This is a genomic window from Corynebacterium belfantii, from assembly GCF_041898185.1.
Classification (GTDB): domain Bacteria; phylum Actinomycetota; class Actinomycetes; order Mycobacteriales; family Mycobacteriaceae; genus Corynebacterium; species Corynebacterium belfantii.
This window is the reverse complement of record NZ_CP157823.1, coordinates 1,439,132-1,465,786: the sequence shown is the minus strand read 5'-3', so window position 1 is coordinate 1,465,786 and position 26,655 is coordinate 1,439,132. Positions and strand designations below refer to the sequence as shown.

22 protein-coding genes and 2 pseudogenes are annotated in these 26,655 nt (G+C 48.2%); 14 read left to right on the top strand and 10 right to left on the bottom strand.

Annotated elements, in window-relative coordinates; translation table 11 throughout:
- Nucleotides 1–15 precede the first annotated feature (15 nt).
- Nucleotides 16–1,713 carry a polyprenol phosphomannose-dependent alpha 1,6 mannosyltransferase MptB gene (mptB, locus tag ABMV07_RS07315; RefSeq protein WP_229254955.1) on the bottom strand — a complete coding sequence of 566 codons (1,698 nt, stop codon included), beginning with the start codon at nucleotides 1,711–1,713 and terminating at the stop codon, nucleotides 16–18.
- A 696-nt stretch (nucleotides 1,714–2,409) separates the two neighbouring features.
- Between mptB and ABMV07_RS07310 the strand changes: the two genes are divergently transcribed.
- The 8 genes from ABMV07_RS07310 (at nucleotide 2,410) to ABMV07_RS07275 (ending at nucleotide 10,368) form a co-directional block, all read left to right on the top strand.
- Nucleotides 2,410–3,066 carry a metalloregulator ArsR/SmtB family transcription factor gene (locus tag ABMV07_RS07310; protein WP_229254956.1) on the top strand — a complete coding sequence of 219 codons (657 nt, stop codon included), beginning with the start codon at nucleotides 2,410–2,412 and terminating at the stop codon, nucleotides 3,064–3,066.
- On the top strand, nucleotides 3,063–4,517 hold the full coding sequence (gene sufB, locus ABMV07_RS07305) for a Fe-S cluster assembly protein SufB (RefSeq protein WP_374064480.1): 1,455 nt from the start codon (nucleotides 3,063–3,065) through the stop codon (nucleotides 4,515–4,517). Before ABMV07_RS07310 ends, sufB begins: the two co-directional genes overlap by 4 nt.
- Nucleotides 4,518–4,519: 2 nt before the next feature.
- Nucleotides 4,520–5,695 carry a Fe-S cluster assembly protein SufD gene (gene sufD / locus ABMV07_RS07300; protein ID WP_088266946.1) on the top strand — a complete coding sequence of 392 codons (1,176 nt, stop codon included), beginning with the start codon at nucleotides 4,520–4,522 and terminating at the stop codon, nucleotides 5,693–5,695.
- 28 nt (nucleotides 5,696–5,723) lie between these two features.
- The gene (sufC, locus tag ABMV07_RS07295; protein ID WP_088266947.1) at nucleotides 5,724–6,482 is read left to right on the top strand and encodes a Fe-S cluster assembly ATPase SufC; all 759 of its coding nucleotides are present in this window, start codon (nucleotides 5,724–5,726) and stop codon (nucleotides 6,480–6,482) included.
- Complete coding sequence (locus tag ABMV07_RS07290) at nucleotides 6,482–7,768, top strand: cysteine desulfurase (protein WP_088266948.1); 1,287 nt, start codon at nucleotides 6,482–6,484, stop codon at nucleotides 7,766–7,768. Before sufC ends, ABMV07_RS07290 begins: the two co-directional genes overlap by 1 nt.
- Nucleotides 7,765–8,214, top strand: coding sequence for a Fe-S cluster assembly sulfur transfer protein SufU (gene sufU, locus ABMV07_RS07285; RefSeq protein WP_281510588.1), 450 nt, complete (start codon nucleotides 7,765–7,767; stop codon nucleotides 8,212–8,214). The genes ABMV07_RS07290 and sufU overlap by 4 nt, the downstream gene beginning before the upstream one ends.
- Nucleotides 8,211–8,639, top strand: coding sequence for a metal-sulfur cluster assembly factor (locus ABMV07_RS07280; RefSeq protein WP_197689618.1), 429 nt, complete (start codon nucleotides 8,211–8,213; stop codon nucleotides 8,637–8,639). The genes sufU and ABMV07_RS07280 overlap by 4 nt, the downstream gene beginning before the upstream one ends.
- Nucleotides 8,640–8,736: 97 nt before the next feature.
- Nucleotides 8,737–10,368, top strand: coding sequence for an ABC-F family ATP-binding cassette domain-containing protein (locus ABMV07_RS07275; protein WP_374064479.1), 1,632 nt, complete (start codon nucleotides 8,737–8,739; stop codon nucleotides 10,366–10,368).
- Between the two features lie 330 nt (nucleotides 10,369–10,698).
- On the opposite strand, the gene ABMV07_RS07270 is transcribed toward ABMV07_RS07275, so the two are convergent.
- The 5 genes from ABMV07_RS07270 to can form a co-directional block, all read right to left on the bottom strand.
- Nucleotides 10,699–12,063 (bottom strand): PFL family protein, encoded by a 1,365-nt coding sequence (locus tag ABMV07_RS07270; protein WP_088266952.1) that lies wholly within the window; start codon nucleotides 12,061–12,063, stop codon nucleotides 10,699–10,701.
- Nucleotides 12,064–12,079: 16 nt separating this feature from the next.
- Complete coding sequence (locus tag ABMV07_RS07265) at nucleotides 12,080–12,349, bottom strand: ACT domain-containing protein (protein ID WP_088266953.1); 270 nt, start codon at nucleotides 12,347–12,349, stop codon at nucleotides 12,080–12,082.
- Nucleotides 12,350–12,437: 88 nt separating this feature from the next.
- Nucleotides 12,438–13,157: a glutamine amidotransferase gene (locus ABMV07_RS07260; protein WP_196978059.1), complete on the bottom strand. Its 720-nt coding sequence runs from the start codon at nucleotides 13,155–13,157 to the stop codon at nucleotides 12,438–12,440.
- A 34-nt stretch (nucleotides 13,158–13,191) separates the two neighbouring features.
- Nucleotides 13,192–13,764, bottom strand: a complete 573-nt coding sequence (locus tag ABMV07_RS07255) for a TetR/AcrR family transcriptional regulator (RefSeq protein WP_088266955.1) — start codon at nucleotides 13,762–13,764, stop codon at nucleotides 13,192–13,194.
- Between the two features lie 109 nt (nucleotides 13,765–13,873).
- Entirely contained in the window at nucleotides 13,874–16,678 is a 2,805-nt protein-coding gene (can, locus tag ABMV07_RS07250) for an aconitate hydratase (protein ID WP_088266956.1), read from the bottom strand.
- Nucleotides 16,679–17,440: 762 nt separating this feature from the next.
- Here can and ABMV07_RS07245 point away from each other — a divergent pair.
- Both ABMV07_RS07245 and ABMV07_RS07240 read left to right on the top strand, forming a co-directional pair.
- The gene (locus ABMV07_RS07245) at nucleotides 17,441–19,153 is read left to right on the top strand and encodes a DIP1281 family NlpC/P60 protein (RefSeq protein WP_196978060.1); all 1,713 of its coding nucleotides are present in this window, start codon (nucleotides 17,441–17,443) and stop codon (nucleotides 19,151–19,153) included.
- A gap of 90 nt (nucleotides 19,154–19,243) precedes the next feature.
- Nucleotides 19,244–20,377, top strand: coding sequence for a ferrochelatase (locus ABMV07_RS07240; protein ID WP_088266958.1), 1,134 nt, complete (start codon nucleotides 19,244–19,246; stop codon nucleotides 20,375–20,377).
- Here the strand turns inward: ABMV07_RS07240 and ABMV07_RS07235 are convergent.
- Nucleotides 20,350–21,135, bottom strand: coding sequence for a hypothetical protein (locus ABMV07_RS07235; RefSeq protein WP_374064478.1), 786 nt, complete (start codon nucleotides 21,133–21,135; stop codon nucleotides 20,350–20,352). The genes ABMV07_RS07240 and ABMV07_RS07235 overlap by 28 nt on opposite strands.
- Nucleotides 21,136–21,170: 35 nt before the next feature.
- On the opposite strand from ABMV07_RS07235, the gene ABMV07_RS07230 reads away from it, so the two are divergent.
- From ABMV07_RS07230 to ABMV07_RS07220, 3 genes are all read left to right on the top strand, one after another.
- Entirely contained in the window at nucleotides 21,171–22,013 is an 843-nt protein-coding gene (locus ABMV07_RS07230) for a DUF3097 domain-containing protein (protein ID WP_374064477.1), read from the top strand.
- A gap of 67 nt (nucleotides 22,014–22,080) precedes the next feature.
- A complete protein-coding gene (locus ABMV07_RS07225; protein ID WP_196978062.1) occupies nucleotides 22,081–22,509 on the top strand; it encodes an NfeD family protein in 429 nt (142 codons plus the stop codon).
- A gap of 3 nt (nucleotides 22,510–22,512) precedes the next feature.
- Nucleotides 22,513–23,640: an SPFH domain-containing protein gene (locus tag ABMV07_RS07220; RefSeq protein WP_374064476.1), complete on the top strand. Its 1,128-nt coding sequence runs from the start codon at nucleotides 22,513–22,515 to the stop codon at nucleotides 23,638–23,640.
- Between the two features lie 84 nt (nucleotides 23,641–23,724).
- On the opposite strand, the gene ABMV07_RS07215 is transcribed toward ABMV07_RS07220, so the two are convergent.
- Both ABMV07_RS07215 and ABMV07_RS07210 read right to left on the bottom strand, forming a co-directional pair.
- A complete protein-coding gene (locus ABMV07_RS07215) occupies nucleotides 23,725–24,291 on the bottom strand; it encodes a MarR family transcriptional regulator (RefSeq protein WP_088266962.1) in 567 nt (188 codons plus the stop codon).
- Between the two features lie 60 nt (nucleotides 24,292–24,351).
- Nucleotides 24,352–24,585, bottom strand: a pseudogene (locus ABMV07_RS07210) (TVP38/TMEM64 family protein); the annotation flags it as partial.
- A 54-nt stretch (nucleotides 24,586–24,639) separates the two neighbouring features.
- Between ABMV07_RS07210 and ABMV07_RS07205 the strand changes: the two are divergent.
- Nucleotides 24,640–25,989 (top strand): IS256-like element IS1132 family transposase, encoded by a 1,350-nt coding sequence (locus ABMV07_RS07205; RefSeq protein WP_374063848.1) that lies wholly within the window; start codon nucleotides 24,640–24,642, stop codon nucleotides 25,987–25,989.
- A gap of 36 nt (nucleotides 25,990–26,025) precedes the next feature.
- On the opposite strand, the pseudogene ABMV07_RS07200 reads toward ABMV07_RS07205, so the two are convergent.
- Nucleotides 26,026–26,502 (bottom strand): annotated as a pseudogene (locus ABMV07_RS07200) (TVP38/TMEM64 family protein); the annotation flags it as partial.
- Nucleotides 26,503–26,655 lie beyond the last annotated feature (153 nt).

The following is a 26,655-nucleotide window of genomic DNA, read 5'->3' as shown; positions in this document are numbered from 1 at the left end:
GTTTAAAGCAAAATTTCATCGACGGTTGAATATCCACCGGACGAAGAGAACAAAAATAATAAAACTTGTGATGGAGCCTAAGTAAATAGAAAGGACAGTGATTGGGGGTAATGATAGGCCACGGGGAAGCACGAAGAATGAAAGAAACGTGGAATACCCAATAACGGTATACCGGAATAAACGTCTATTAGCCCAAGCTGCGAGTGGCAAAATTGCCCAAAGCGTGTACCACGGATGGACTACTGGGAAGCAGATGACAAGGATGAACGTCGATACGCCCAAGCCTCCAATAGCGGCTATTCGACCAACATATGTTGCAACTAGCATTCGGACCATGACTGCTAAAGCTACAAGAATACCGGCGGCACGGGTGACTATTAGGATCGCTTCTGTGTGATCGCCTAAGCCTAGAAGCATTCCAAACCAGCCGAAGATGACACCAATTGCTGTCGAGATAGACATCCAACTCCGAATAGAGACGGCCCCGCCTTGTCCCGTTACCCATCCCAAGCTAATTCCTGAAATGAGGGTAACAAAGGCGATACTGGCGACAAATCCGACAAAATGCAAAGTTGTGGATATGCTCAGCGCTTTCCAATGATTAAAGCCATGAAGTTGAAGTGCTCGAGCAAAAGCCATTCCGATAAAGCCTAGCCCGATAAAGCCCGTAACTTTTACCATGCCGGCCGATGAAATCATGGTGATGGACAAAAAGAGGAAAAAAGCTACCAAGCCGTAGCGTTCTAGGGACAACAGGGTGCAAGCGCGTAGACCCACTTCAAACCCAGCTAGTAGCAAACCCAATAGAATTGCCTCATTATGAATACCACCTACAAGGTGCAAGATAGTTAGCGGGTTTAACAAACCGAGCCACAGGGCTGCTTGCGGAAATATACGGCAACGAATTGCAAGACGCGAAATTGCCCAGCCCGCTAGGGCGATACCAGTAATCGATAGTGCTCGATGGCAAAATACGCTCCACACTATAGAATCATCGGTCACAATGCTGATTACTTTGGCAAGGCCTAAAGCGACTGGCCCATATGGTGATGGCGAATGCGCCCAAATAAAAGGAACACTGCGAGCTAGCGGGTTGTCTGCACCTAATAAGTCTACTGGCCCAGCTGAATAAGGATCGAGTCCTAATTTGAGAATTCTTCCATTAGCTATATAGGAATAGATGTCTTGAGTGAACACGGGTGCACTCAATAGAATCGGAAGACTCCAAGCTGCAAAAGTGCGTCGTAAGAGAGACACACTCACCAACGCCTGGGAGCGGCGACTGTGGTGGTTGATTACTCCTACGAAAGGCGCCATTAAAAGCCAAGCCACCACAATAAATCCTACGCCGATGAAGCACATAATCATTGAGGTCTGCAACATCCGAGACATGAGCGAACCGGCGGGAAAACCTGTGTAGGGATTGCCCACTACGGGAAGGGCGCCTGCCCCCAAGCCGCCGAGACCAAGCAGTAACGCTCCAATTGTCCCTAGCCATCGAATCTGCGCAAAACGGTGCAGTTCAGAAAAGGTCAGTGTCGACCCTTTGGTGCCTGGGGTGCGTAGCACCGATCGCACAGCGCTATGCGATGCACTGGAATCTGTAATGAGGTCTGTGCCAGTGGCCGTATTAATAAAGGTGGATCCACCTTGATATGGATCGTGTGGTCCCAATTTGGTAGGAACATCTGAATAATCGCCGGTACTTAGCATTGTTGCTCTTGAACCGGAGCGGCCTAATCGTGGAAGTTCCTCACGAAATGAGCTCCAGAGGTGTTTCAGAATATTCTTCACACCGAAGATCTTAGCGGTTGGATACTGGCTACCGATGTTGTAAATGGGGTGTTGGTGAAAAGGGACTCAGTGCAAAATTTCCTAGAAATAGCAGGATTTCTAAGGGGCATTCAGAAGGAGGTTTTTACCCCCGTTAACATCTTGTTGCATGAGTGCAGGATAGCGGTCGTTCGTATCTCATTTGGAGTCCGATGTTGTCGGTATTTTAGAAAAATTTGCATTAATGGACTCAATGAGTGTTGTGGCTTGGTAGTGAGAAATCTCCATTTTGCTGGCCTTTGGAAAATTATCGAAATACATGAGGCTCAGTTAAAAATAGTCACCTTTCAACGCTATTGAAGAACTGTATCAATAGCGTTGAAAGGTGTGTGGGGAGTGCTAGTTAGGGTGGACTAACCTGCACTTTTGTGGGTTATGGCTATTGGCGGAATGAATAACGTCATATTAGTGTTGCTAAATGGTATCTAACGTTTATTGGCCCTCAAGTCCCGTACCGATGGGACCGTTTGGGGATTGATTTTCAATAGAAACTATTCGGAATAGGAGGTGAACGACTTGGCTCCCGCTAAGAAGGTTGAAACGCGAAGCACTGATGGTGAAACGCGTCGACATATCATGCTGATTATGTTGCAAGAAGGTTCAGTTACTGCAACCCAACTGGGTCAACAACTTAACCTCTCTGCCACTGGAATTCGCCGTCACCTGGATATTTTGTTGGATGAGGGATTCGCTGAGATCTCTTCCGTACGACGAGGGGCATGCGAGAAAAGTCGTGGACGACCTGCGAAAGCGTTTAAATTAACTGCATCGGGGCGTTCTCAATTTGGTCACGAATACGATTCATTGGCCGCCGACGCTCTCGCAACCCTGAAAGAATCTGGGGGAGAAGCAGCAGTTCGTGCTTTTGCTCGAAGGCGCGTCGAAAAAATTCTCGCAGATGTCCATGTTCCAGACAATATTGATGACAACCAACTTGCTGAAGTAGCAACCCAATTGGTTGAAGCCTTTAGTAACAACGGATATGCGGCCACCATTAATAATGCCGCGAACGGAGTTCAGATCTGTCAGCACCATTGCCCGATTTCGGGAGTTGCAGCAGATTTCCCTGAGCTATGCGAAGCAGAACATGAAATGATCGCAAAAATTCTCGGACACCATGTTCAGCCCTTGGCCTCAATTGCGGATGGGCATGACATCTGCACGACAAACATTCCGATAACCCCAATTCTGACTCCCCGAAAAAATACTCCCACTGAAAGGAGCGGTTCATGACCTCGGCATCGCCAAAGACAGATGTGAATACAGCGAAAGCACCATCAACTGACGAAGAGATCATTAAGTCAATGGGACCGTATAACTACGGTTGGCACGATTCCGATGAAGCTGGAAAGAAAGCTCGTCGTGGACTTGATGAAGACGTCGTTCGCTATATTTCTGCACAGAAAAACGAACCTGAATGGATGCTCGAGCAACGTCTTAAGGCATTAAACACTTTTGAAAAAAAGCCGATGCCGACGTGGGGCCCTGATCTTTCTTACATCAACTTTGATGACTTTAAATACTACGTCCGTTCCACGGAAAAACAGGCAACTACCTGGGACGATCTTCCTGAAGATATCAAGAACACCTACGACAAGTTGGGTATCCCAGAAGCCGAAAAACAGCGACTTGTCGCCGGCGTAGCCGCACAATACGAGTCCGAAGTGGTCTATCACCGAATTCGTGAAGACCTGGAGACCCAAGGCGTAATTTTCTTAGACACTGATACAGCGTTAAAAGAACATCCAGAGCTTTTCCAAGAATACTTTGGAACCGTCGTGCCTGCAGGTGACAACAAGTTCTCTGCTCTTAACTCGGCTGTATGGTCTGGTGGATCCTTCGTCTATGTTCCTAAAGGTGTGCATGTGGAAATTCCGCTGCAGGCTTATTTCCGAATCAACACTGAGAACATGGGACAATTTGAACGTACGTTGATCATCGTTGACGAAGGCGCATACGTCCACTACGTAGAAGGCTGTACTGCACCGATCTACCAGTCAGATTCTTTGCACTCTGCGGTCGTAGAAATCATCGTGAAAAAGAATGCACGGTGCCGATACACCACAATTCAGAACTGGTCGAATAACGTGTTAAATCTAGTGACACAACGATCCAAGGTTGAAGAAGGTGGCACCATGGAATGGGTCGATGGAAATATCGGCTCAAAGGTCACAATGAAGTACCCAGCAGTTTGGATGGTTGGGCCACATGCGAAAGGCGAAGTCCTGTCCGCTGCTTTCGCGGGTGAAGGACAAACTCAAGATACTGGAGCCAAAATGCAACATATGGCCCCTTACACGTCGTCCAATATCGTGTCAAAGTCAGTGGCTAGGTCGGGCGGACGCGCAGCTTATCGTGGACTTGTGCGAGTAGCAGCAAATGCACACCATTCAGTGTCAAACGTTGAATGTGACGCATTGCTGGTCGACAATATTTCCCGTTCGGATACGTACCCGTACAACGACATTCGAAACGACCACGTTTCTCTTGGCCATGAGGCGACTGTATCCCAGGTTTCAGAAGAGCAGTTATTCTATTTACAGTCGCGAGGCATCGCGGAAGACGAAGCAACGGCCATGATCGTGCGTGGCTTTGTTGAGCCGATTGCAAAAGAACTCCCAATGGAGTATGCACTCGAACTCAATCGCCTGATCGAATTGCAGATGGAAGGATCGGTGGGCTAAAAATGTCGACAAATAAAGCCGCAACCGTACACAACAACAAGGGCGATCTTTTTAGCTCTTTTAACGTTGAAGATTTTGATACGCCACATGGCAAAGACGAAGTATGGCGATTCATATCGCTTCGTCGTCTCAGAGGCCTGCATAATGGCCGTTTCGCGCAAGCTGTCCCTGCTGAAATTGCAATTCATGCACCTGAAAAAGGAGTGAAAGTCGAACGCGTTGCAAAAACAGACTCGAAAGTAGGGCGTGCCGGTGCACCAATTGATCGGGTATCTGCGCAGGCTTTCGCTAGCAGTGAGGATGCTCATGTAGTGACTATTATTCGTGATGCCGTAGTCGCAGAGCCAATTAAAATTTCTGTTACCGGCCAGGGCAATGATGTCACTTCATTTGGACATATTGTCATTGACGTTGAAGCAAATGCTGAGGCACTTGTAGATCTGCGTTATACAGGTACTGGCACCCATGCCGATAACGTTGAATTCCTCATCGGTGACAACGCACGACTCACAGTAATTGTTGATGCATCTTGGGATAACACCGCGGTACACCTCTCGGGGCAGCAAGCGGTTTTGGGACGAGATGCAGTTCTTCGTCACAATGCGGCAGTTTTCGGTGGCGAAGTAGTTCGCCTCGTTCCCCGTGTGAAATTTACACAGCCAGGCGGAGACGCCGAGATGTTGGGTGTCTACTTTGCTGATGATGGACAATACTTTGAACAGCGTTTGTTGGTAGACCATGCTGTTCCACAATGCCGTTCGAACGTCCTTTACAAAGGCGCAATTCAAGGCGATAAAAACTCTCCGCTTCCCGACGCCCACGCTACTTGGGTCGGTGACGTACTGATTCGTTCTGGTGCTCAAAGCACAGATACATACGAGGCCAACCGCAACCTTGTCTTAACAGATGGGGCACGTGCCGATGCAATTCCAAACTTGGAAATTGAAACTGGCGATATTGCAGGTGCCGGACATGCTGCTACGGTGGGTCGTTTTGATGATGAACATGAATTCTACCTTCGATCTCGTGGTATCCCGCAAGATGAAGCCCGTCGCCTCATCATCCGTGGTTTCTTCTCAGAAGTAATCAACAGGATTCCAGTTGATTCAGTTCGAGAAGACTTAGAAAATCGTGTGTCGGAAGAACTCAAGACCTTCCAGAACAGTCGAAACGCCTAATATCTACAAACGGAAAGCACATCCCACTATGAGCACTCTTGAAATTAAAAACCTCCACGCCCAGGTCGTACCCGCTGATGAAAGCGCATCGCCAAAGCCTATTCTTAAAGGTGTAAATCTCACTATTAAATCAGGTGAAACTCACGCCATCATGGGACCAAACGGTTCTGGTAAATCTACCTTGGCATACACATTGTCGGGTCATCCTCGCTATGAAGTTACTGACGGCGAAGTCCTACTCGATGGCGAAAATATCCTCGATATGGACATCGATGAGCGTGCACGTTCCGGCCTTTTCTTGGCAATGCAGTACCCAACCGAAATTCCTGGTGTCTCGATGGCCAATTTCTTGCGTTCGGCAGCAACTGCCGTACGCGGTGAAGCTCCGAAACTGCGTGAATGGGTTAAAGAAGTAAAACAAGCCCAGCAGGATCTTAAGATTGATAAAGCCTTTAATGAGCGGTCAGTCAACGAGGGATTCTCTGGCGGAGAAAAGAAACGCCACGAAGTGCTACAACTTGACCTTTTGCAGCCTAAATTCGCTGTGATGGATGAAACAGACTCCGGTCTTGACGTGGACGCATTGCGCATTGTTTCTGAAGGAATCAACCGTTACCAAGAAAAATCTAACGGCGGTATTTTGATGATTACTCACTATAAGCGCATTTTGAATTATGTTCAGCCCGATTTTGTTCACGTGTTTGCCAATGGCCAGATCATCACCTCCGGCGGTCCAGAGCTAGCTGATGACCTAGAAGCAAACGGCTACGACCGGTTCTTGGCATAATGCACACACAATTCGTTACCGAGGCTGGGGAACTTAACTCTGAGGCTATCCGCGCGGAATTTCCAATTCTGGCGCGGACGGTACGTGGTGATAAGCCACTGATCTATTTAGATTCTGGAGGTACATCGCAGCGCCCGCTGCGCGTGTGGAAGGCCGAAGAACAATTCGTATTACATACGAATGCTCCGGTTCATAGGGGCGCATATCAACTGGCAGAAGAAGCTACCGATACATACGAAGAAGCGCGAGATGCCATCGCGAGCTTTGTTGGTGCTGATGGCTTTGAGCTTGCTTTTACTAAAAATGCCACGGAAGCACTTAACTTAGTGGCGTATGCGCTTGGCGACGACCGGGCTGGGCAGTACCAAGTAAAAGCTGGCGATACAGTGGTCGTGACTGAACTTGAGCACCATGCCAATCTCGTCCCTTGGCAAGAATTGTGTCGTCGTACTGGTGCGACGCTTAAATGGTACAAGGTGACTCCCGATGGCCGTATCGATGTAGATTCACTAGAACTTGATGAATCAGTCAAGGTAGTAGCTTTTACTCATCAGTCCAATGTGACCGGAGCGGTCGCGCCGGTTGCTGAATTAGTCAAGCGAGCACGAGCAGTAGACGCACTTGTAGTTTTGGATGCTTGCCAGTCTGTTCCACATATGGCAGTCGATTTTCATGCTCTCGACGTAGATTTTGCCGCGTTTTCAGGGCATAAGATGTGTGGTCCCTCTGGTGTGGGAGCATTATATGGCAAAGCAGAAATCTTAGAAAAGCTACCACCGTTTTTAACGGGTGGATCTATGATTTCTGTGGTGACTATGGAAGAAACTACATTTGCCGATATTCCGCAGAGATTCGAAGCTGGTACTCAGATGACGAGTCAAGTAGTCGGCCTGGGCGAAGCCGTAAAGTTTCTTTCTGAAATTGGTATGGTTAATATTTCGCGTCACGAACACAAAATCACGAAGTACGCCTTAGAGAAACTTTCGAAGATCAAGGGACTAGATATATATGGTCCTCGTACAGCTGAAAACCGCGGGGCAGCAGTTAGTTTTGCGGTAAAGGGAATACACCCTCATGATCTAGGCCAAGTGCTTGACGATCATGGCGTGTGTATTCGTGTAGGACACCATTGTGCTTGGCCAGTACACCGTGAACTTAATGCGCAATCTACGGCGCGGGCTTCATTCTATCTTTACAACACTATCGACGAAGTTGATCGCTTAGTAGAGGCTATCGAAGCTGCAAAGAAGTTTTTCGGAGTGAGTGAGGAAGGAAGTAGTTCATGAATCTGGAATCGATGTATCAAGAAGTAATTCTTGATCATTATAAGAATCCTCTTCATGCTGGTCTGCGGGAATCTTATGATGCAGAAGTGCATCACGTGAATCCTTCCTGCGGTGATGAAATTACGCTTCGTGTTCACTTATCGGAGGACGGATCAACTGTACAAGACGTATCTTATGATGCAGAAGGTTGCTCTATTAGTCAGGCATCGACATCTGTTATGGCAGAAGAGATCGTTGGTCAGCCAGTTGACAAAGCGCTAGAAAAACTTACCGAATTCGAAAAAATGATTACTTCACGTGGCAAAGAAGAAGGCAATGAGGACCTGATTGGTGACGGTATTGCGTTCGCAGGTGTTTCAAAGTATCCAGCTCGTGTCAAATGTGCATTGCTAGGTTGGAAGGCTTTTCAAGCAGCAACGTCAGAAGCATTGGAAGGGAAAGCATGACCGAATCAAATGGTAACGCTGAAATCACAACTACAGGGGGCAATACTGGTCCAGTAGTAGAAAGCAGCTTGGACCCTTCAACAAGACGACCGGAACAAAGTGAGGATGATATTGCTAAAGCCTCTGATGTTGAAGAATATCTTCGTGATGTTATTGACCCAGAGCTTGGCATTAATGTTGTCGACTTAGGTCTGGTTTATGACATTTGGATGGAAGATAGCATCCATGCGCATGTGAACATGACATTGACTTCTCCTGCGTGCCCGCTAACAGATGTTATTGAAGATCAAGCGGAATCTGCGGTGGTAGGAAACCAAGTTGCGGAAACATTAACTATCCATTGGGTCTGGATGCCTCCTTGGGGACCTCATATGATCACTGAAGATGGCCGTGAACAGTTGCGCGCTTTAGGATTTTCCGTATAACTATAGCCAAGATGAATTTTCCCTTCGCAGGTGTCTGTACTTTGACATGGACACCTGCTTTTCTTTTGTTTACCTAGCGTTGATAGGATAACCCGTTGTGATTGTGACCAATGATTTCGAAGTTCGCGTCGGTGCCCGCACTCTCTTGAATGCCCCAGGGCAACATTTGAGGGTACAGCCCGGTGACAGAATTGGTCTGGTTGGACGAAATGGTGCTGGGAAAACCACGACGATGCGAATTCTCGCAGGCGAAATTCAGCCGTATGGTGGCAGCGTCACCCGTTCCGGCGATATTGGGTACCTACCTCAAGATTCTCGTGAAGGAAACATAGATCAGACCGCGCGTGACAGAGTTCTATCAGCACGCGGTTTGGACCAGATTCAGTCATCCATGGAACGACAACAAGAAATCATGGAAACGACAGAAGATGAGAAAAAGCGTGATGCTGCGATCCGTAAATACTCGCGGTTGGAAGAGCGCTATCATGCACTCGGCGGATATGAAGCTTCCTCAGAAGCCGCGAGGATTTGCGATAATCTTGGTTTGCCAGCACGAATTTTGGATCAGTCTCTGAAGACACTGTCTGGTGGCCAGAGGCGTCGCGTGGAACTCGCGCAGATTCTTTTTGCCGCTTCAGCTGACTCTGGAAAATCTAAGACCACGTTACTACTTGACGAGCCTACTAACCATCTCGATGCAGATTCCATTACATGGTTGCGTGATTTTTTGAGTAAACACGAAGGCGGACTCATCATGATTTCTCATGATATAGAACTCCTAGATGCCGTGTGTAATAAGATTTGGTTTCTCGATGCTGTACGCGGGGAAGCAGACGTGTACAACATGGGTTTCGCCAAGTACAAAGATGCGCGAGCGACTGACGAAGCTCGTAGGCGTCGTGAACGTGCCAATGCTGAAAAGAAAGCTGCGGCGTTGAAGGACCAAGCAGCAAGACTTGGTGCGAAAGCAACGAAGGCTGCGGCCGCTAAACAAATGCTAGCGCGTGCAGAACGTATGGTGGGAAGCCTCGACGATGTACGTGTTGCGGATAGAGTGGCGCACATTTCTTTCCCAGAACCCGCGCCATGTGGAAAAACTCCGTTAAATGCAAAGGGCTTAACTAAAATGTACGGTTCTTTGGAAGTTTTCGCTGGTGTCAATTTAGCGATTGATAAGGGATCGCGAGTAGTAGTTCTTGGTTTCAATGGCGCAGGTAAAACTACGTTGCTCAAGCTTCTTGCTGGTGTGGAAAGGACTGATGGCGAAGGTGGAATCGTTACTGGGCACGGTTTGAAGATCGGCTATTTTGCCCAAGAACACGACACCATCGATCCTCAAAAGTCTGTGTGGCAAAATACCATCGACGCCTGCCCAGGTGCAGGAGAACAGGATCTTCGTGGACTTCTCGGAGCTTTCATGTTTTCGGGTGATCAACTAGAGCAACCAGCTGGAACATTATCTGGCGGTGAAAAAACTCGTTTAGTGCTTGCCGCATTGGTGTCTTCACGAGCAAATGTTTTGCTCCTCGACGAGCCTACTAATAACCTTGATCCTATTTCTCGTGGGCAAGTTCTCGAAGCCTTGCGTACATATACAGGTGCAGTCGTACTCGTTACGCACGATCCGGGTGCAGTGAAAGCGCTTGAACCTGAACGCGTAATCGTATTACCTGATGGTGATGAAGATCTTTGGAGCGAAGACTACATGGAAATTGTCGAATTAGCTTAGATTTAACTGCGTAGAATAACGGTATGAATATCTTCGGCAGTTTAATCTCTCGTCTTAGAACAGAGGGCGAATTATCAGATGCTCATCGGAGTATCATACTAAGTCTCATTGCCACTGATGTCTTACTTAAATCTATTGCGTGGCACTTTCTTTATCATTTGCCAAAGTCACGTATTAAGGGCCCTAAATACCTCTGGGGCCTTCTGACGAGTGTCGTAGGCACTATTGGTCCTGTGGTGTTTCTTTGTGCAGGAATCAAGTACAAAAATTAAAAAAGTTGGTTCGTTCCTCGCCAATACCAAGAACGAACCAACTTTTTAACGCAAAATTCTAGTTACGGAATCCGTGTACAGGTGCAGGAATAAAGCCGCCACGATGAATAAACGCGGAGTTATCGACGGTAGAGACTGGGATAACTGGGGCGTACCCTAGAAGGCCGCCAAAGTTGACCTCTTCTCCTTGTTTGGTTCCTGGAACTGGGATAACACGCACTGCAGTGGTTTTATGATTCATTACACCGATCGCAGCTTCGTCCGCAATCATGCCTGAAATAAGTTCTGCGCTCGTGTCTCCTGGAATAGCGATCATATCGAGGCCCACTGAGCAGATTGCTGTCATCGCTTCAAGCTTGTCAACTGAAATATTGCCGGCACGGACTGCATCGATCATTCCTTTGTCCTCAGAAACTGGAATGAACGAGCCCGAAAGTCCGCCTACTCGAGAGCATGCCATCATGCCGCCCTTTTTCACCGCGTCGTTAAGCAAGGCAAGCGCTGCGGTAGTACCGTGCGTTCCTACTTGGTCTAGACCCATGTGTTCCATAATGTGTGCAACGGAATCGCCAAGTTCTGCGGTTGGAGCGAGAGACAAATCGACGATGCCGAAAGGTACACCAAGGCGTTCAGAAGCAAGATTGCCAACTAGCTGGCCAGCACGAGTAATTTTGAAGGCTGCTTTCTTAATTGCCTCAGCGACTTGGTCTAAAGTAGCGCCATCCAGATCGCCGAGTGCTCGGTCAACGACGCCGGGTCCAGATACACCTACACTCACGACGCAATCAGGTTCTTCCACACCATGGAATGCACCGGCCATGAAGGGATTATCGCCGACAGCATTTGCGAAGACGACGAGTTTCGCGCATGCGATAGCACTGCGATCTTTAGTGAGTTCGGCTGCCTTTTTGACTACGATGCCCATTTCACGGACAGCATCCATGTTGATACCAGATCGGGATGATCCAATGTTCACTGATGAGCAGACAAGATCGGTTTCGGTGAGCGCTTGTGGTATCGAGTCGATAAGTTTCTTATCGCCAGCTGTCATACCTTTTTCCACTAGGGCCGAATAACCGCCAATGAAGTTGACGCCTACCGTTTTAGCTGCCTTGTCTAGTGCGTGGGCGATCTCAACTGGACTTCCTTCTACAGCAGAAGCAATGAGCGAAATTGGAGTAACTGAAATTCGTTTGTTAACAATCGGGATTCCCAGTTCTCGTTCAATTCCTTCGCAGATTGAGACATGATCTTTTGCAAGGGTGGCTATTTTGGTATATACCGCTTCGCAGGTTTCCTGCATGGTTCCTCGAACGCAATCAAGGAGGCTAATGCCCATAGTGACGGTACGAATGTCCAGACGGTATTTCTCGATCATTTCGATGGTTTCGAGAATGCTGGAATATGAGTGTTGAGTCGTCATAAACCTATGAATCTTCCTAGATGATATTCATTGCGTCGAAGATTGCCTGAGATTGAATTCGAATCACCAGGTTTTGGTTCTGTTCTACATCTGCCATTGATTCCTGAATTGTGGCAATATCCGTTGCGGAATCATCAAAGGATACGTGCAGGATCATGGTGAAGTAACCGTCCATGATCGTTTGAGAAACGTTGTTGATGTTAACGCCTAACTCGGCGCATTTTGTAGCTACAGCAGCGATGATTCCGGTGTGATCTGCACCGGTGACAGAGATAATGGCAAACATGGGGGTTATATTACTTCTTTCAAAAGAATTAAACAGGAAGAGGGTAATGGCTTTAATAAGTCGGGTACCCCACACGGGGTAACACTATCTACCGTTTTCCTTCACATACCTCGATAAAATTACGAAGCACTCGATTGGAATATGTGGTGTCAATGCTAGGAAGTGAAGATACGATTGTGTCATAATCCTCAGGTGAGAAGTAACCGTAGTCTTTATAAAAGTCCATTCGAGTTTTCATGGCTTGTGCATCCATCTCTGCGTGAAATTGGCATGCCCATGTGGTTTCGTTAGCTCGAATCATCTGAATGGGACAGGAGTCTCCAGTTGCTAATAAGACTGTAGAATCTCCTAGACAGGTCGCGTTTTCTGTATGCCCGGTCAGCGATGTGAAAGTTGTTGGAAGGTCACGAGTAATACGGTCGGTTAGACCATCGGCCGTTAACGAAACTGTAGTAGCTCCGGAATCCTCTGGATGAGTGCGTCCGACTGTTCCACCAGTTAGATCGACGAGAAATGAATTTCCATAGCAAATAAAAAATGATGGAATAGCAGCGTGGACAATGCGAGATAACTCGGTATGGACATGTTTTTGCCAATCCGAATATGTTTCAGCGCTGATATTAAGTGGACTTCCACCGACGATGATGCCATCGAAGCGAGAAAAATCGGGGAGGTACTTCTCGACGTCATCAACAAGTACCTGCTCTAATCGCTCAGGGGCAAGCCCAGTAGCACGAAGTACGTCCTTACGTTCAGCAGTTGCCACATCATGGCCAGGCCGCGGAGATACCAGCAAAATTGAAACCATATATGTCACTCTAGACTACTTTGTCTATATTGGCCTAGCTGGGTTGTGATGATCGAACTGATTCTTCAACCAAATCCAATACTCGTTCCAAGCTCTCGGAATCGCCGTCAGAAGCTAGACGTGAAATAAAACCATCTAAGACCGTTTCTAAGTATGTGTGTAATACATCAATGGGTACGTCGTCGCGCATGCGTCCCAAGTGTGCGTTTCTTTGAAGGCGCTCCAACACGGCGTCGTCCAGAACACGCTGGTGTTCTATCCAACGATTTCGAAAACTGGGGTCTGTCCGCAACATCTTGGTTATTTCAAGCCTAGTTGCTAACCAGTCATGGCGTTCAGGGTGGGCTAGCATATCGCGCATGACTTCCACGAGCCCATTTTCTGCGACAACTTCAGCCATCCGTGCCGCATCTTCGCGGGCAAGTGCCAAGAATAGATTTTCTTTGTCACTAAAATGATGAAAAATCGCGCCACGGGATTTACCCACGGTTTCTTCTAATCGGCGCACAGTTGCACCTTCGTAACCATGTTCGGCGAAGCATCGACGTGCGCCTTCTAGTATCTCCTGTCGACGCATCGATAGCTCGGTGTTGCTCACAACGGGCATAATGTGTTGGTAGCCCCTTCTCGTTAGAGAGACAATAAATCAGGTTAGGGGGCGCCACCTCGTTTTTGAGATAGAGCCCCCTATGGTTGCGACATAATCAGCGTAGGAATTAAGCGTTGATCATGTTGCGAAGCACGTATTGGAGAATACCACCGTTACGGTAGTAATCAGCTTCGCCTGGCGTGTCAATACGAACGACTGCGTCGAATTCAATTTGGTCGCCAGATTCCTTTGTGGCTGTCACATGAACAGTCTTAGGGGTAACACCGTTGTTGAGCTCTTCAATGCCTTCAATATCGAAGGTTTCCGTACCATCCAAGCCCAAAGATGCATGCGATTCACCTGCAGGGAACTGTAGCGGAATAACGCCCATGCCAATCAGGTTGGAGCGGTGAATACGTTCAAAGGACTCCGCGATAACGGCTTTGACACCTAGAAGATTGGTTCCCTTTGCAGCCCAGTCGCGGGAAGAACCGGTGCCGTATTCTTTACCTGCGATTACAACAAGTGGAATACCAGCGGCTTTGTAGTTTTGGCAGGCATCGAAGATGAATGCTTGCTCGCCATTCTTGGTGAAGTCACGCGTGTAGCCACCTGCGATGTCGACTAGCTGGTTCTGAAGTCGAATGTTCGCAAAAGTACCGCGCATCATTACTTCGTGGTTACCACGACGGGATCCCAAGGAGTTGTAGTCGTTACGAGCAACTCCGTTTTTATCCAAGTACTGTGCAGCAGGGGTACCAGGTTTGATGGACGAAGCAGGGGAGATGTGGTCGGTGGTTACTGAATCTCCCAGCTTAGCCAAAACGCGAGCGCCCTTGATATCTGACGATGGAGCAGGCTCCATCGTCATACCATCAAAGTATGGTGCCTTGCGGATATAGGTCGACTTCTCATCCCAGTCGAAGGTCTTGCCCTCTGGAGTAGGAAGGTTTTGCCACTGCTCATCACCCTTGAAGACATCTGCATAGTCTTCTTCATAAAGTTCGCGAGAAATAGCACCAGCGATGGTTTCTTCAATTTCTTCAGTGGAAGGCCAAATATCCTTCAAGAAGACGTCGTTGCCATCGGTATCCCGGCCAAGGGGTTGCGTCTCGAAGTCGAAATCCATAGTGCCGGCGATTGCATATGCAATTACCATGATGGGCGATGCCAAGTAGTTCATCTTGACATCAGGAGAGATACGACCTTCGAAGTTACGGTTACCAGACAAGACTGCTGTTGCCGTCAAATCATTTTCATTGATAGCCGCAGAAATTTCTTCTGGCAATGGGCCCGAGTTTCCGATACAGGTAGTGCAGCCAAAGCCGGAAAGGTAGAAGCCTAAAGCCTCAAGATCTTTCCAAAGGTCCGCACGCTTGTAATATCCATCGACGACTTGCGATCCAGGCGCACAAATGGTCTTAACCCATGGTTTTGCCTTGAGTCCCTTAGCTGCAGCCTTACGTGCAATCAATCCGGCGCCAATCATGACTGATGGATTAGAAGTGTTGGTGCAGGAAGTAATCGATGCAATTGCGACCATGCCGTGGTCTAGGGTGTATTCGCCACCATTTGGTGAGCAAACAACAACTGGATTGGACTGGCGGCCAGCTGCGCCTTCAGCGGCAGATTCACCATGGCCTGCACGCGAGGAGTTGTAGCCAGCGACATCTTCGCCTTCTTCTTGCACAGCGCCTTCAGAATCCATGCGCTTAGCTGGAAGAGACTCGTCAACAGGTTCTGCTGAGCAGTAATCAGGAAGATCCTTACGGAATTGTTCCTTCGCTTCGGTCAGCAAAATGCGATCCTGTGGGCGCTTAGGACCTGCAATTGAAGGTACAACGGTGGACAGATCAAGCTCAAGGTACTCAGAGTATTCCGCTTCAGGAGCATCCTGCTCGAGCCACATGCCCTGTGCCTTGGCGTATGCTTCTACGAGTGCTACTTGTTTCTCTGAACGTCCTGTCAAGTGCATATACTTGATAGTTTCTTCGTCGATAGGGAAGATTGCGCAGGTGGAGCCGAATTCAGGGGACATGTTTCCGATAGTTGCGCGGTTAGCAAGCGGAATCGACTTAACGCCATTTCCGTAGAATTCGACGAATTTTTGGACTACGCCATGTTCGCGAAGCATTTCAGTGATGGTGAGAACAACATCGGTTGCTGTTACGCCAGCGGGGATTTCGCCAGTCAACTTAAAGCCAACAACGCGTGGAATGAGCATTGATACTGGCTGGCCAAGCATTGCAGCCTCGGCCTCGATGCCACCAACGCCCCAACCTAAAATACCAAGACCATTTTCCATTGTGGTATGTGAGTCGGTACCGATGCAGGTGTCGGGATATGCCAACCCATTGTTGTCAAAGACTACTCGGGCCAAGTTCTCAATATTCACCTGGTGGACAATGCCGGTTCCTGGAGGAACTACGCGGAAATTGGAAAATGCCTTTGAGCCCCAGCGCAGGAATTGGTATCGCTCTTCATTGCGCTCATATTCGATTTCGACATTCTTTGCCAATGCTGAAGTTGAACCGAATGCCTCGATGATGACCGAGTGGTCAATAACCATTTCGGCAGGGTTGAGTGGGTTAACTTTGTCTGGATCGCCACCGAGTGTCTTAACCGCTTCACGCATGGTGGCAAGATCAACGACGCAAGGCACGCCGGTGAAGTCCTGCATCAACACGCGAGCAGGAGTGAACTGGATTTCAATGCTTGGTTCCGCTGATGGATCCCAATTTGCGATCGCACTAATGTGATCCGCGGTGATGTTTGCGCCGTCTTCAGTGCGTAGAAGATTTTCGCCGAGAACCTTTAGAGAATACGGTAGCTTCTCCATGCCTTTAACAGTGTTGAGTGCGAAGTAGTCATACGACTTGTCGCCGACCTCAAGTGTTTGTTTGGCATTGAAGGAGTTCTTGCTTTCAGTCACAGTGAGCTCCACTTCGTTTTGGGGTGATCAGTTGAATGTCTGTTCACAACTTTGCTTCATAATGAGTACAGAGGCAAAGCGTTAAAATCGCGCAGATGTAGCAGAAGACTTTTGTTGGGTAATACCTGCAAGAGCAATCCCACATCGTCGCCTGACGCACATTCTAACAGTACGCGCGTAATGTTGCCTACCGTGTTGTCTGATTGGCTACTGCAATTACCCCCGCATGGAGTAAACGTTAAGGACGCCGAAGTGAGGTAAATGTGATTATATTACCCCTAGGTCTAGGTGCTGGGCTTGACTTTATTGTAGCGTGGGCCAATTTTTAAATTCTATTAGTCCTAAAATTCCCGAATGAAGATTGTCTGGCCTTATGTGTATGGAAAGATGATTGGCCAAGGTTCCAAGCTTGATTACGTTTTTAAACCTGCAGCAACACGCAAATTTTTCTAAAAGTGTCCCATATCACATTAATTATTTTGATGAGCCTTTTGGCAGGTCACATCCATGGACGGGTGCATGTGAATAATGTGGTTACATTGATAATTGCATCGTAATGGGGACATAGGGGTGTCAGTGCACTATTGTTCTGAGAATGACTCGTGTGTCGATTCTGGTAACTTGACTTGATGTTTGTCGCGCATGTGGGGAAGCACGCGGAGACTACTCAAGTCATAATTTGAAGATCGAGATTCGAGTCACTCAACCTTGTTATTGGTTTGCATGGAAACACCATGTGAAACGTTTATAGGAGTAGCCCCTGTGACTATACGATCGTCTATGTCTAGGCGTACCACTACGAAAGTGATGCGTGACCTTGTCGCATTTGGATTATCGATTGCATTTCTCGGGGCTACTTCTCCCGTGGCAGCAGAGCCTGCAAACCCTTCAGACACTGAAATAGCTTCTGCAGATAGCCAAGTAGGCGTAGCCCAAGGTGAGGTGTCAAAGCTAGTAGCATCGGTTTCTAATTCAGACTCTGAAATCGCAGCTTTGGAACTCGAAATGGGTGGATTGCGCGAGGCAGTTAACAAAGCGCTGGTTGATCTGCATGACGCACAAAGTTCAGCTGAACGGGCTCGGCAAGGCGTGACTGCGGCTCGCAAGAAGCTTGACGATACTCAAGCGGAGATATTAAAAGCCCAAAAAACGCTCGATGAAATTTCTCGTAGTGCTTATCGGCAGGGGGCTGTACCAAGTGGTGTTGCAGGTGTTTCCGGTAAGGCTACTTCAGAAGAAGCGTTGGATCGCCAAACTTACCTTCGTACTAACGCTCAAAAACAACGCGAAGCGGTAGATGCCCTCGACAGGTTACGAACCGAACAAGCAAATGAAGAGTCGCGACTTCGTGAGGTCAAGAATCTCGCAGAAAAGCGGGAATCTGAAGCTGAAAGTGCTAAGGCTTCAACTCAGCAAGCAATTGATTCTTCTAATTCAAAGCTGGAAGAAAATCTCCGTAAACGAGCTGAGTTAATTAGTAAGCGCGAAGAAGCCCAGCGTGGTCTCGATTCTGCTCGGGGTAATGCTGATTCGTTACGTCAACAACGATCAGAATACGAGGAATACAAGCGGGCAGAAGAAGCTCGAAAGAAAGCAGAAGCTGCTGCAGCTGAAAAGGCACGTCAGGAAGCTGAAGCTGCTCGTAAGGCGAAAGAAGAGGCTGCTAGGATTGCAGCGGAAGCTGCTCGAAAAGCCGCTGATGAAGCTGCCCGAAAGGTTGCGGCGGAAAAGGCAGAAAAAGCACGTCAAGATGCAGTAAAGGCTGTGGAAGCAGCTCAGGCTCAAGCTGAGGCTGAAAGAAAGGCTTCAGAGAATCGCCGTTCTACAGCGAACGATTCTGCCCGCGCCGCTGCTGCGTTGGTCGAGGCTGCAACGCCAAATCATGCGTCTTTAGATGATCCATATGATTCGAATAACCAAGACGGAAAATACATTGCTGCTGTAGAAAACGAAGATAGCGATTCTTCTATTCTTGATGACCTGGACGTTGCTCAGGTTGATTCGATGGAGGATGTATCTGAAAAAGCATCTGCGTTAGTAGGAAACGCGAGCCGAAGCGAAAAGATTGAAACAGTCATCTCAAGGGCAATGGCTTATGTTGGAACTCCTTACGCATGGGGTGGCGGTAATGCGAGTGGCCCAACGAAAGGTATTCGAGACGGCGGCGTAGCTGATTCTTTTGGTGACTTTAATAAAGTTGGATTCGACTGTTCAGGGCTAACTTTGTACGCATTTGCTGGTGTAGGTATAGCTTTGCCTCACTACACTGGTTACCAGTACCAAAAGGGAACCAAAGTTGATCCCTCCAATATGCAGCGCGGAGATCTTATTTTCTACGGCCCTAATGCTGAGTACCATGTGGCCATCTATCTTGGTGATGGCACAATGCTTGAGGCTCCGCAATCAGGATCAAGCGTTAAAGTTTCTCCAGTTCGTTGGTCTGGAATGAGCCCATACGTTGTGCGCCTCATTTAAACAGTAAATATTGAATAAATGGGTGAAATCTTGACCGCGAGGATAACGGTTGGTCAAGATTTTCACCCTTTAGTGTTAAGCTCACTGCTTATGGTCGAACCTGTGCACTCTTCTTTGCTACCGCTGCCCACGTGGACGTTATCGGACGTCGACGCAATATTAGTTCTCTCTTTTGGTGGTCCGGAGGGACAACAAGATGTTATACCTTTTCTTGAAAATGTAACTCGGGGCAGAGGTATTCCTCGTGAACGCCTCGAAGAAGTTGCGGTTCATTACCGACATTTTGGCGGTGTAAGTCCACTTAATGCTCTTAATCGAGAAATTATTGGCAATATCATTGAAGTATTGTCTTCGCGTGGACTCGAGATTCCTGTGTATTTTGGAAACAGAAATTGGCACCCATTTGTCAATGACACCGCTGAGAAAATGGTTCGCGATGGTGTTCGGAATGTCGCAGTTTTTGCCACCTCTGCGTGGGGTGGGTATTCAGGATGTCGACAATATGATGAAGATATTGTCAGAATGAATCACCATCTGGCAGAAAAGGGGCTCCCGACTCTCAACTGTTTGAAACTTCGACAATTCTTTGATCATCCATTATTTATTGAGGAAATGTCTTCGGTTGTATTTCAAGCTGCAAGAGAATTAGGAATTTCGGCACTTGATGAGCTCCAGCTGCATCAAAAAGTCGTTTTTACCGCACACTCCATACCTGAAGCATCCAATGAGAATTCAGGGCGTGATGAAGACGGGCCGTTATACTCGCGTCAAGTTCACGAAGCAGCGGCACTTGTCGCAAAGCATCTTGGTATAAGCCAAGAGCGTTACGACGTAGTCTGGCAATCTGCATCAGGAAATGGTCAAATTCCTTGGTTAGAACCGGATATTTTAGATTATGCGAAATGCCAACATGAGCACGGCGTTTCCGAACTTGTGGTTGCACCCATTGGTTTCATTTCAGACCATATGGAAGTTGTGTGGGACTTGGATCATGAACTCCAAGACTTAGCTTCAGATTTAGGAATGTCAATTTCTAGAGCTGCAACTGTTGGACATACCGATTCCTTCGCAACAATGATCGTAGAATTAGTCGAAGAATCATTAGGAGTAAAACCGCATCAGAACCTCGGAATTGTTCCGTCGAGAGGATGTTCCTTCAATGGTGAACCATGCGAAATAAATTGTTGCCAGCCTGTTCAGCGGCCCCATTCAGCAAGGGCGTAAGAAACCGCTGCCATTCGAGCATTGCGAACGTGTTGTGCTAGGGGAAATAGATGTGGGTCAAAAGCATGCTCCTGTAAAGATTGAGTCACGCCTTCCACGATTGACGCTATCGTGTCTGCCCGAGAGATCAGCTTTAACGCACGCGGGGCTACTTGCTCAGGCAATCCTGGATTCTCGTAAAAGTCTGTCAAACGCCCAACAGTAAGCCTCGGATTCCGAGCTGGAGTGCGGAAACTTGGACGTTTCTCGATGAAGGTTGCGATGTACCGAGTAGCTTCCGCCAAATTGAAATCAGCTTCGCCGGGACTTAACGCAGGAGGTAGCCTCGTCGGTTCGGCGGAAGTAATCCAGTGCCATTGGGTTCTTTCTTGGGAATCTGAACCTCGGGGTATAAGAAAACCATAGGTATGCGGATGTGCTAGGGCTACGGCTATCGCAGCTTGTGGAACAGATCTAGCTTGGCTTCCAAGCGTTGTACGCACGTCTTCTGGGAAATAAATGGGATCGCCAAGGCCCCCTAGAAGTAAACGAAGCTGTGGTTCTTCGCTTAGTGCTGATTTATGATGTAGGTCAATATTTTTCCTCAAGATTCGGAAAATTTCATGATTTCCGTCGCCGATGCCAACAAGGTGGCCTTGACCAAAGAGTTCGGTAAGACTGTAGTCTGCATCGTCAATACTGATATGACCGTATAGCCATGCGCCTATCCAAAGACTAGCGTTTTGCAATGGACTGTAGAGGTTGTCGCGGATATTCATAGCTTTAAAGACCTTAGCGGATAGGCTGTGGTGTTATGACTTTCCATGATCCATATGCCGGAAACATTCTAAAAGGACATTCTCGAAATGTTCCGCAACAATTTCCTGAAGTCCCAGCGAAACCTGGTTTGGTGGTCGAGGTACTAGCCGATGGTTTCGTTGGTGCAGTTATTAATTTTGAACGAACTTATGACGGAGATTTCATTCGACTTGAAGATCGCTATCAACGTGAGCGACTTTTTAAGCTGAGAAAGGGAGCGTTTCTCATTGATGGGAATCGGGTTACGCTTACGCGTTTCGTGGAAAAGAAACAGCCCGAACGATCAAATTCAGGTTCCCGAAAAGTAAAACAAGTTGAAGCGAAAGTTGCGGCACCATCGCGGATCTGGGTTGAAGGTATTCATGATGCAGCAATCGTTGAAAAAATATGGGGTCATGACCTGCGAGTTGAAGGCGTAGTCGTGGAATATCTGGAAGGACTTGACAATCTTCCGCACCAGTTAGCCCAGTTTAAGCCTCAACCAGGACGGCGAGTTGGAGTATTAGCAGACCACTTGGTGGAAGGATCCAAAGAAACAAAGCTGACCGAAAGCGTCGGGCCAGATGTTCTCGTGACGGGCCATCCCTATATTGACATTTGGGCCGCAGTAAAACCTGAAAGACTAGGTTTGCGAGAATGGCCAAAAGTTCCATACGGCGAGGATTGGAAAAAGGGCATCTGTCGTCGAGTTGGCTGGGCTGATCCAAAAGAAGGCTGGAATCGTGTATACAATGCCGTGCATTCATTTCGAGACGTCGATTCCACTTTAGTTGGGGCAGTTGAGCGACTGGTTGATTTTGTTACAACCCAAGAGCTAAAGAAAGAAGACCTTATGTAACACGCCTCGCTCATATTAGGAATGAGGTTTCTGCGCGACGATTTGTTTTTTCAGTAAGCTAGATGCTGTGGGATCTTTGGCATGGTTTGTAATTGGCGTAGCACTAGTATTCATAGAGTTGTTTATCGGTGAACTGACCTTCCTCATGCTAGGCATTGCTGCCATTTGTGCCGCTGGGGTTGGTTTAGTAACTGACAACGTTGCAGTACAAACCACCGCGTTTTCAGTGGCTGCAATTTCTTTATTGTTGTTCCTCAAACCTCTGATAAAGAAACGTTTTGAGCTACCGAACACATTGGAGCTCACTCCACGGTCTCTCATCGGAATGAGTGGGGAAGTCGTTGAAAAGATCGCAGAGCATTCGGGGCAAATCAAGCTCGACGGTTCTCTCTGGTCTGCTCGAAGCCTTGATCCTGCCGTTAATTTCCAGACAGGACAATCAGTCTACGTAGTAGAAATTGACGGACCAACTGCTGTTGTATGGAAGGAGAGATAAAGCGTGATAGTTCTTGCAGTTATCATGGTGTTTTTTGCAATTGTTATTGCTAAATCCATTGTAATTATTCCGCAAGGTGAAGCCGCCGTTGTCGAGCGCCTCGGTCGGTATACCAAGACAATTGCAGGTGGAATTAGCTTGTTAGTACCGTTTATCGACAAGGTTAGAGCGAAGGTAGACACCCGTGAACGGGTTGTATCTTTCCCTCCACAAGCTGTAATTACTCAAGACAACCTCACTGTTGCTATTGATACTGTTGTCACTTTCCAAATTAATGATGCAGCGAAAGCTATTTATGGAGTTGACAATTACATTGTGGGCGTCGAACAAATTTCGGTAGCAACTCTCCGTGATGTAGTCGGCGGAATGACATTAGAGGAAACTCTTACTTCTCGAGAAGTAATCAATCGCCGGTTACGTGGTGAACTCGATGCGGCTACTACAAAGTGGGGGTTAAGAATTAGCCGAGTAGAGCTCAAAGCGATTGATCCTCCTCCATCAATCCAGCAATCCATGGAAATGCAGATGAAAGCTGATCGTGAGAAACGCGCCATGATTCTGACCGCTGAGGGACGCCGCGAATCTGATATTCGAACTGCTGAAGGTGAAAAACAAGCAAAGATTCTCGCAGCTGAAGGCGAAAAGCATGCAGCAATTTTGGCGGCAGAAGCAGCAAGGGAAGCCCGAATTCTAGAAGCTGAAGGTCAACGAGCTGCTCGATATCTTGAAGCTCAAGGTGAGGCTCGGGCAATCCAGAAAATTAACGCCGCAATCAAGGCTTCTCGGTTGACACCTGAGGTTTTGGCATATCAGTATCTCGAAAAATTGCCGCAATTAGCCGAGGGCAAAGCCTCAACCATGTGGATGATTCCATCACAGTTTGGCGATTCCCTGGAAGAATTTGCAAAGACGCTCGCCAATAAAGGAGAAGATGGTATCTTCCGTTACGAACCAAGCGAAGTTGATGAGCGCAGTAGCCAATTAGTTGGCGAAGATGATCATGAAGATTGGTTCAAAACTGAGTCAAACCCAGAAATTGCTGCGGCGGTAGCAGCAGCGAATGCTGTAGCTAATAAGCCTGTTGAAGATCCTGCCACTGAATTGGCCTCATTGCCCAAGAACAAAAATTAGATATTGCTCAATTGGTTTTTAGATTGCCTGCCATGCACAACACGTTCGCGCCGAACTTATAGTGAATGGCAGGCAATTTCCGTGTTAATCAACATTTGCACGTTGTAGGAGATCAATGGCAAGTTGATAGCCTGCAAGCTCAGCTTGCCAGCCTGCAGCTTGCAAACGTTGGCTTATAGCTTGCTTCGAGATGCCTAATTCTTCAGCGGCCTCTATCTGATTTAATCCGGAACGCATCAAACTCGTTGCTTCGCGACCTTCGGCAGTTCTTTTAGAGAGTATGTAAGCGAGCATGACAAAGACTGCTTGGATGGGGGCAGCCCACTTTTTGTCTTTCTTTACCCCAACTTTCATTGTACCAGCTCGGGCGCGTGGCCCTAGTACTTTGTGGGCAAAAGCAAGGGAATCTTCTGAAGTCGCTGTTGTGGTATCCATAACAGCGATAGCTACAGCCCAATCGCCTGCGGCTAAAAGAGCTAGCGCTGTATCGCAGGTAGCTTCGGCAGTATCAATTATTGACGCTATATCTTCCACGCCCACCAAAGTGAATTGCTCAACACCCTCCAACGTCGACAACGCTGCTGCAGCCTTACTTACGAATTCTGCACGTTTGAGATCTCGACCTCGGTACCGAGCTTGGATAGCGTACATGCCTGAATGATCCTCTCGACTAAAGCGCCATAGTATTAGTTCAACACCCTACCTTATTGTCTATGTTGATGACTTGACTAGCAGTCTCGAATCGATAATTAATCCACATAAACCGAGGATTGCTAAACATATGGTCGGGATAAAAAGGGTTGCATCGTAGCTTTGCGCAAGTCCATTTCCAATGAAAACTGTAACAATTGTCCCAGGCGCAGACCCGATGCATGTAGCCAACCCGAAACTTGTTAAAGGGATGTTCGTCATTCCTGCTACATAATTCAATAACGAAAAGGGCGAGGGTGTCAGGTGTTTTGTGTGTGAGGCTCTGATCCAGAAGGAGTTTCACTGATAATGACTACCGTGTCACCGAGGAAAGGTCATGACCCGAACAGGGTCAACGAGATCAGCGCTAAGCTGATGGAAAATCCGGAAATCGCCGAACTGATCGGCGAGTTGTCGACTTCCACCGATGATGCCAGCGACCTGGTCAAAGGTCTTTTGCAGGCATCGATCAACGCTGGTCTGCAGGCTGAAATGGACGCGCATCTAGGATACGCGCACTCTGATCGTACGGCGAAAGCCCAGCTGGGCACCCCGGATGGTGGCAATCACCGCAACGGGTCGTACACCAAAACCGTCAACTCTGGCTACGGCACCTTTGATGTGACTATGCCCCGGGATCGAGCTGGCACGTTTACGCCGCGGATGCTGCCTAAAGGCACCCGCCGTCTGACGGAGCTTGATGACATGATCATCTCCCTGTACGCCGGTGGGATGACCGTGCGCGATATTTGCCACCACCTCGCCACCACCCTCGGGGTGGATATGAGCCCAGATACGATCAGCACCATTACCGACGCGGTGTTAGAAGAGGTCATGATCTGGCAAAACCGCCAGCTCGACGAGTTCTACCCAGTGATCTTCCTCGACGCGCTGCGAGTGAAGATCCGCGATGGCCACCGCGTGGTCAACAAGTCTTGCTACATGGCGGTAGGCGTCGACATGGACGGCATCAAGCACATCCTGGGATTGTGGATCGCAGACAATGAAGGCGCCAGTTTTTGGGCATCCGTGTGCGCTGACCTTGCCAACCGTGGGGTCCAAGACGTGTTCATCGTCTGCTGCGACGGGCTCAAAGGCCTGCCGGAAGCCGTGGAGGCAACCTGGCCGAATTCCATGGTGCAGACCTGTATCGTGCACCTGATCCGGGCGGCCAACAGGTGGGTGTCCTACCAAGACCGCAAACCCGTATCAAGTGCGCTACGGGAGGTCTACACCGCACCGACCGAGGACACCGCCCGCGCCGCCCTGGACGCATTCGAGGCCAGTGAACTGGGCCGTAAATACCCGCAATCGGTCAAAGTCTGGCGCGACGCCTGGGACCGGTTTGTGCCATTTTTGCAGTTCCCGCCTGCGGCACGGCGGGTACTCTACACCACGAATTCGATCGAATCGCTGAATGCTGAGCTGCGGAAAGCCACCCGCAACCGCGGCCAGTTCCCGAACGATACCGCGGCGCTGAAAACGCTGTGGCTGATGATCTGCAACATCGAGGACAAGCGCGCTGCCCAGCGAGCGAAGAAAGCGAAGCGCGCCATCGAATGCAACGGCTATATTGAAGGAGCGAAAGCCACCGGGTGGAAACAAGCCATCAACCAACTAGCCGTGGCTTACCCCGACCGATTCGCGGACTACTTGTAAACCAAGCCCCCGCACACAAACAATCGGACACTCTCAAAAGGGCACCGCAGCGATCATTCGCAGGGATGCAACTGCAAACCAACCTCGTTGCTCAATATGATGATTTACGCGAACAGCATTGGCGGATGTTAACCGCGATCGAGTCCAATCACCCAGAATTCTTCGGGCGATGAGTAATGACAGTATGGCCGACGCTGTTGTACTTAACAGGGCGATGACAAATCCGACCAATGGGCCGAAAAGAATTCCAGAAGAAAGCGTCAAGAGTGTGCGTGGTATCGGGAACTGCGTTATTGAAATGTATAAGGCAATAAAAACCACAACAAACCATGCGCCAGTATCGTCTGCCCAAGTACGTAAAACAGTTAGCGGAGGAACGTCGATAATCACAGTTGCTACAAGAAAAACGCAGCATAGTAACGTAAAACCAAGTTTCTTAACGGTGCTCCACTCTGAAATCCTGTTGAATCCATCACGAAAAAGCTCAAGAAAATAAGAGAAAATCGCGTTCACGTGGGCTAACTTTAGTCCGATCGGACACATTCGGTTGGAAATGCTCACCAAATACTGATGTATCGGACTACACTTAGTAGTTGTTATGAGGCGCCTATCACCTTGGTCTGGTGTAGGAACCTTATGCCACGAAAATTTTGTTCACAACCACAT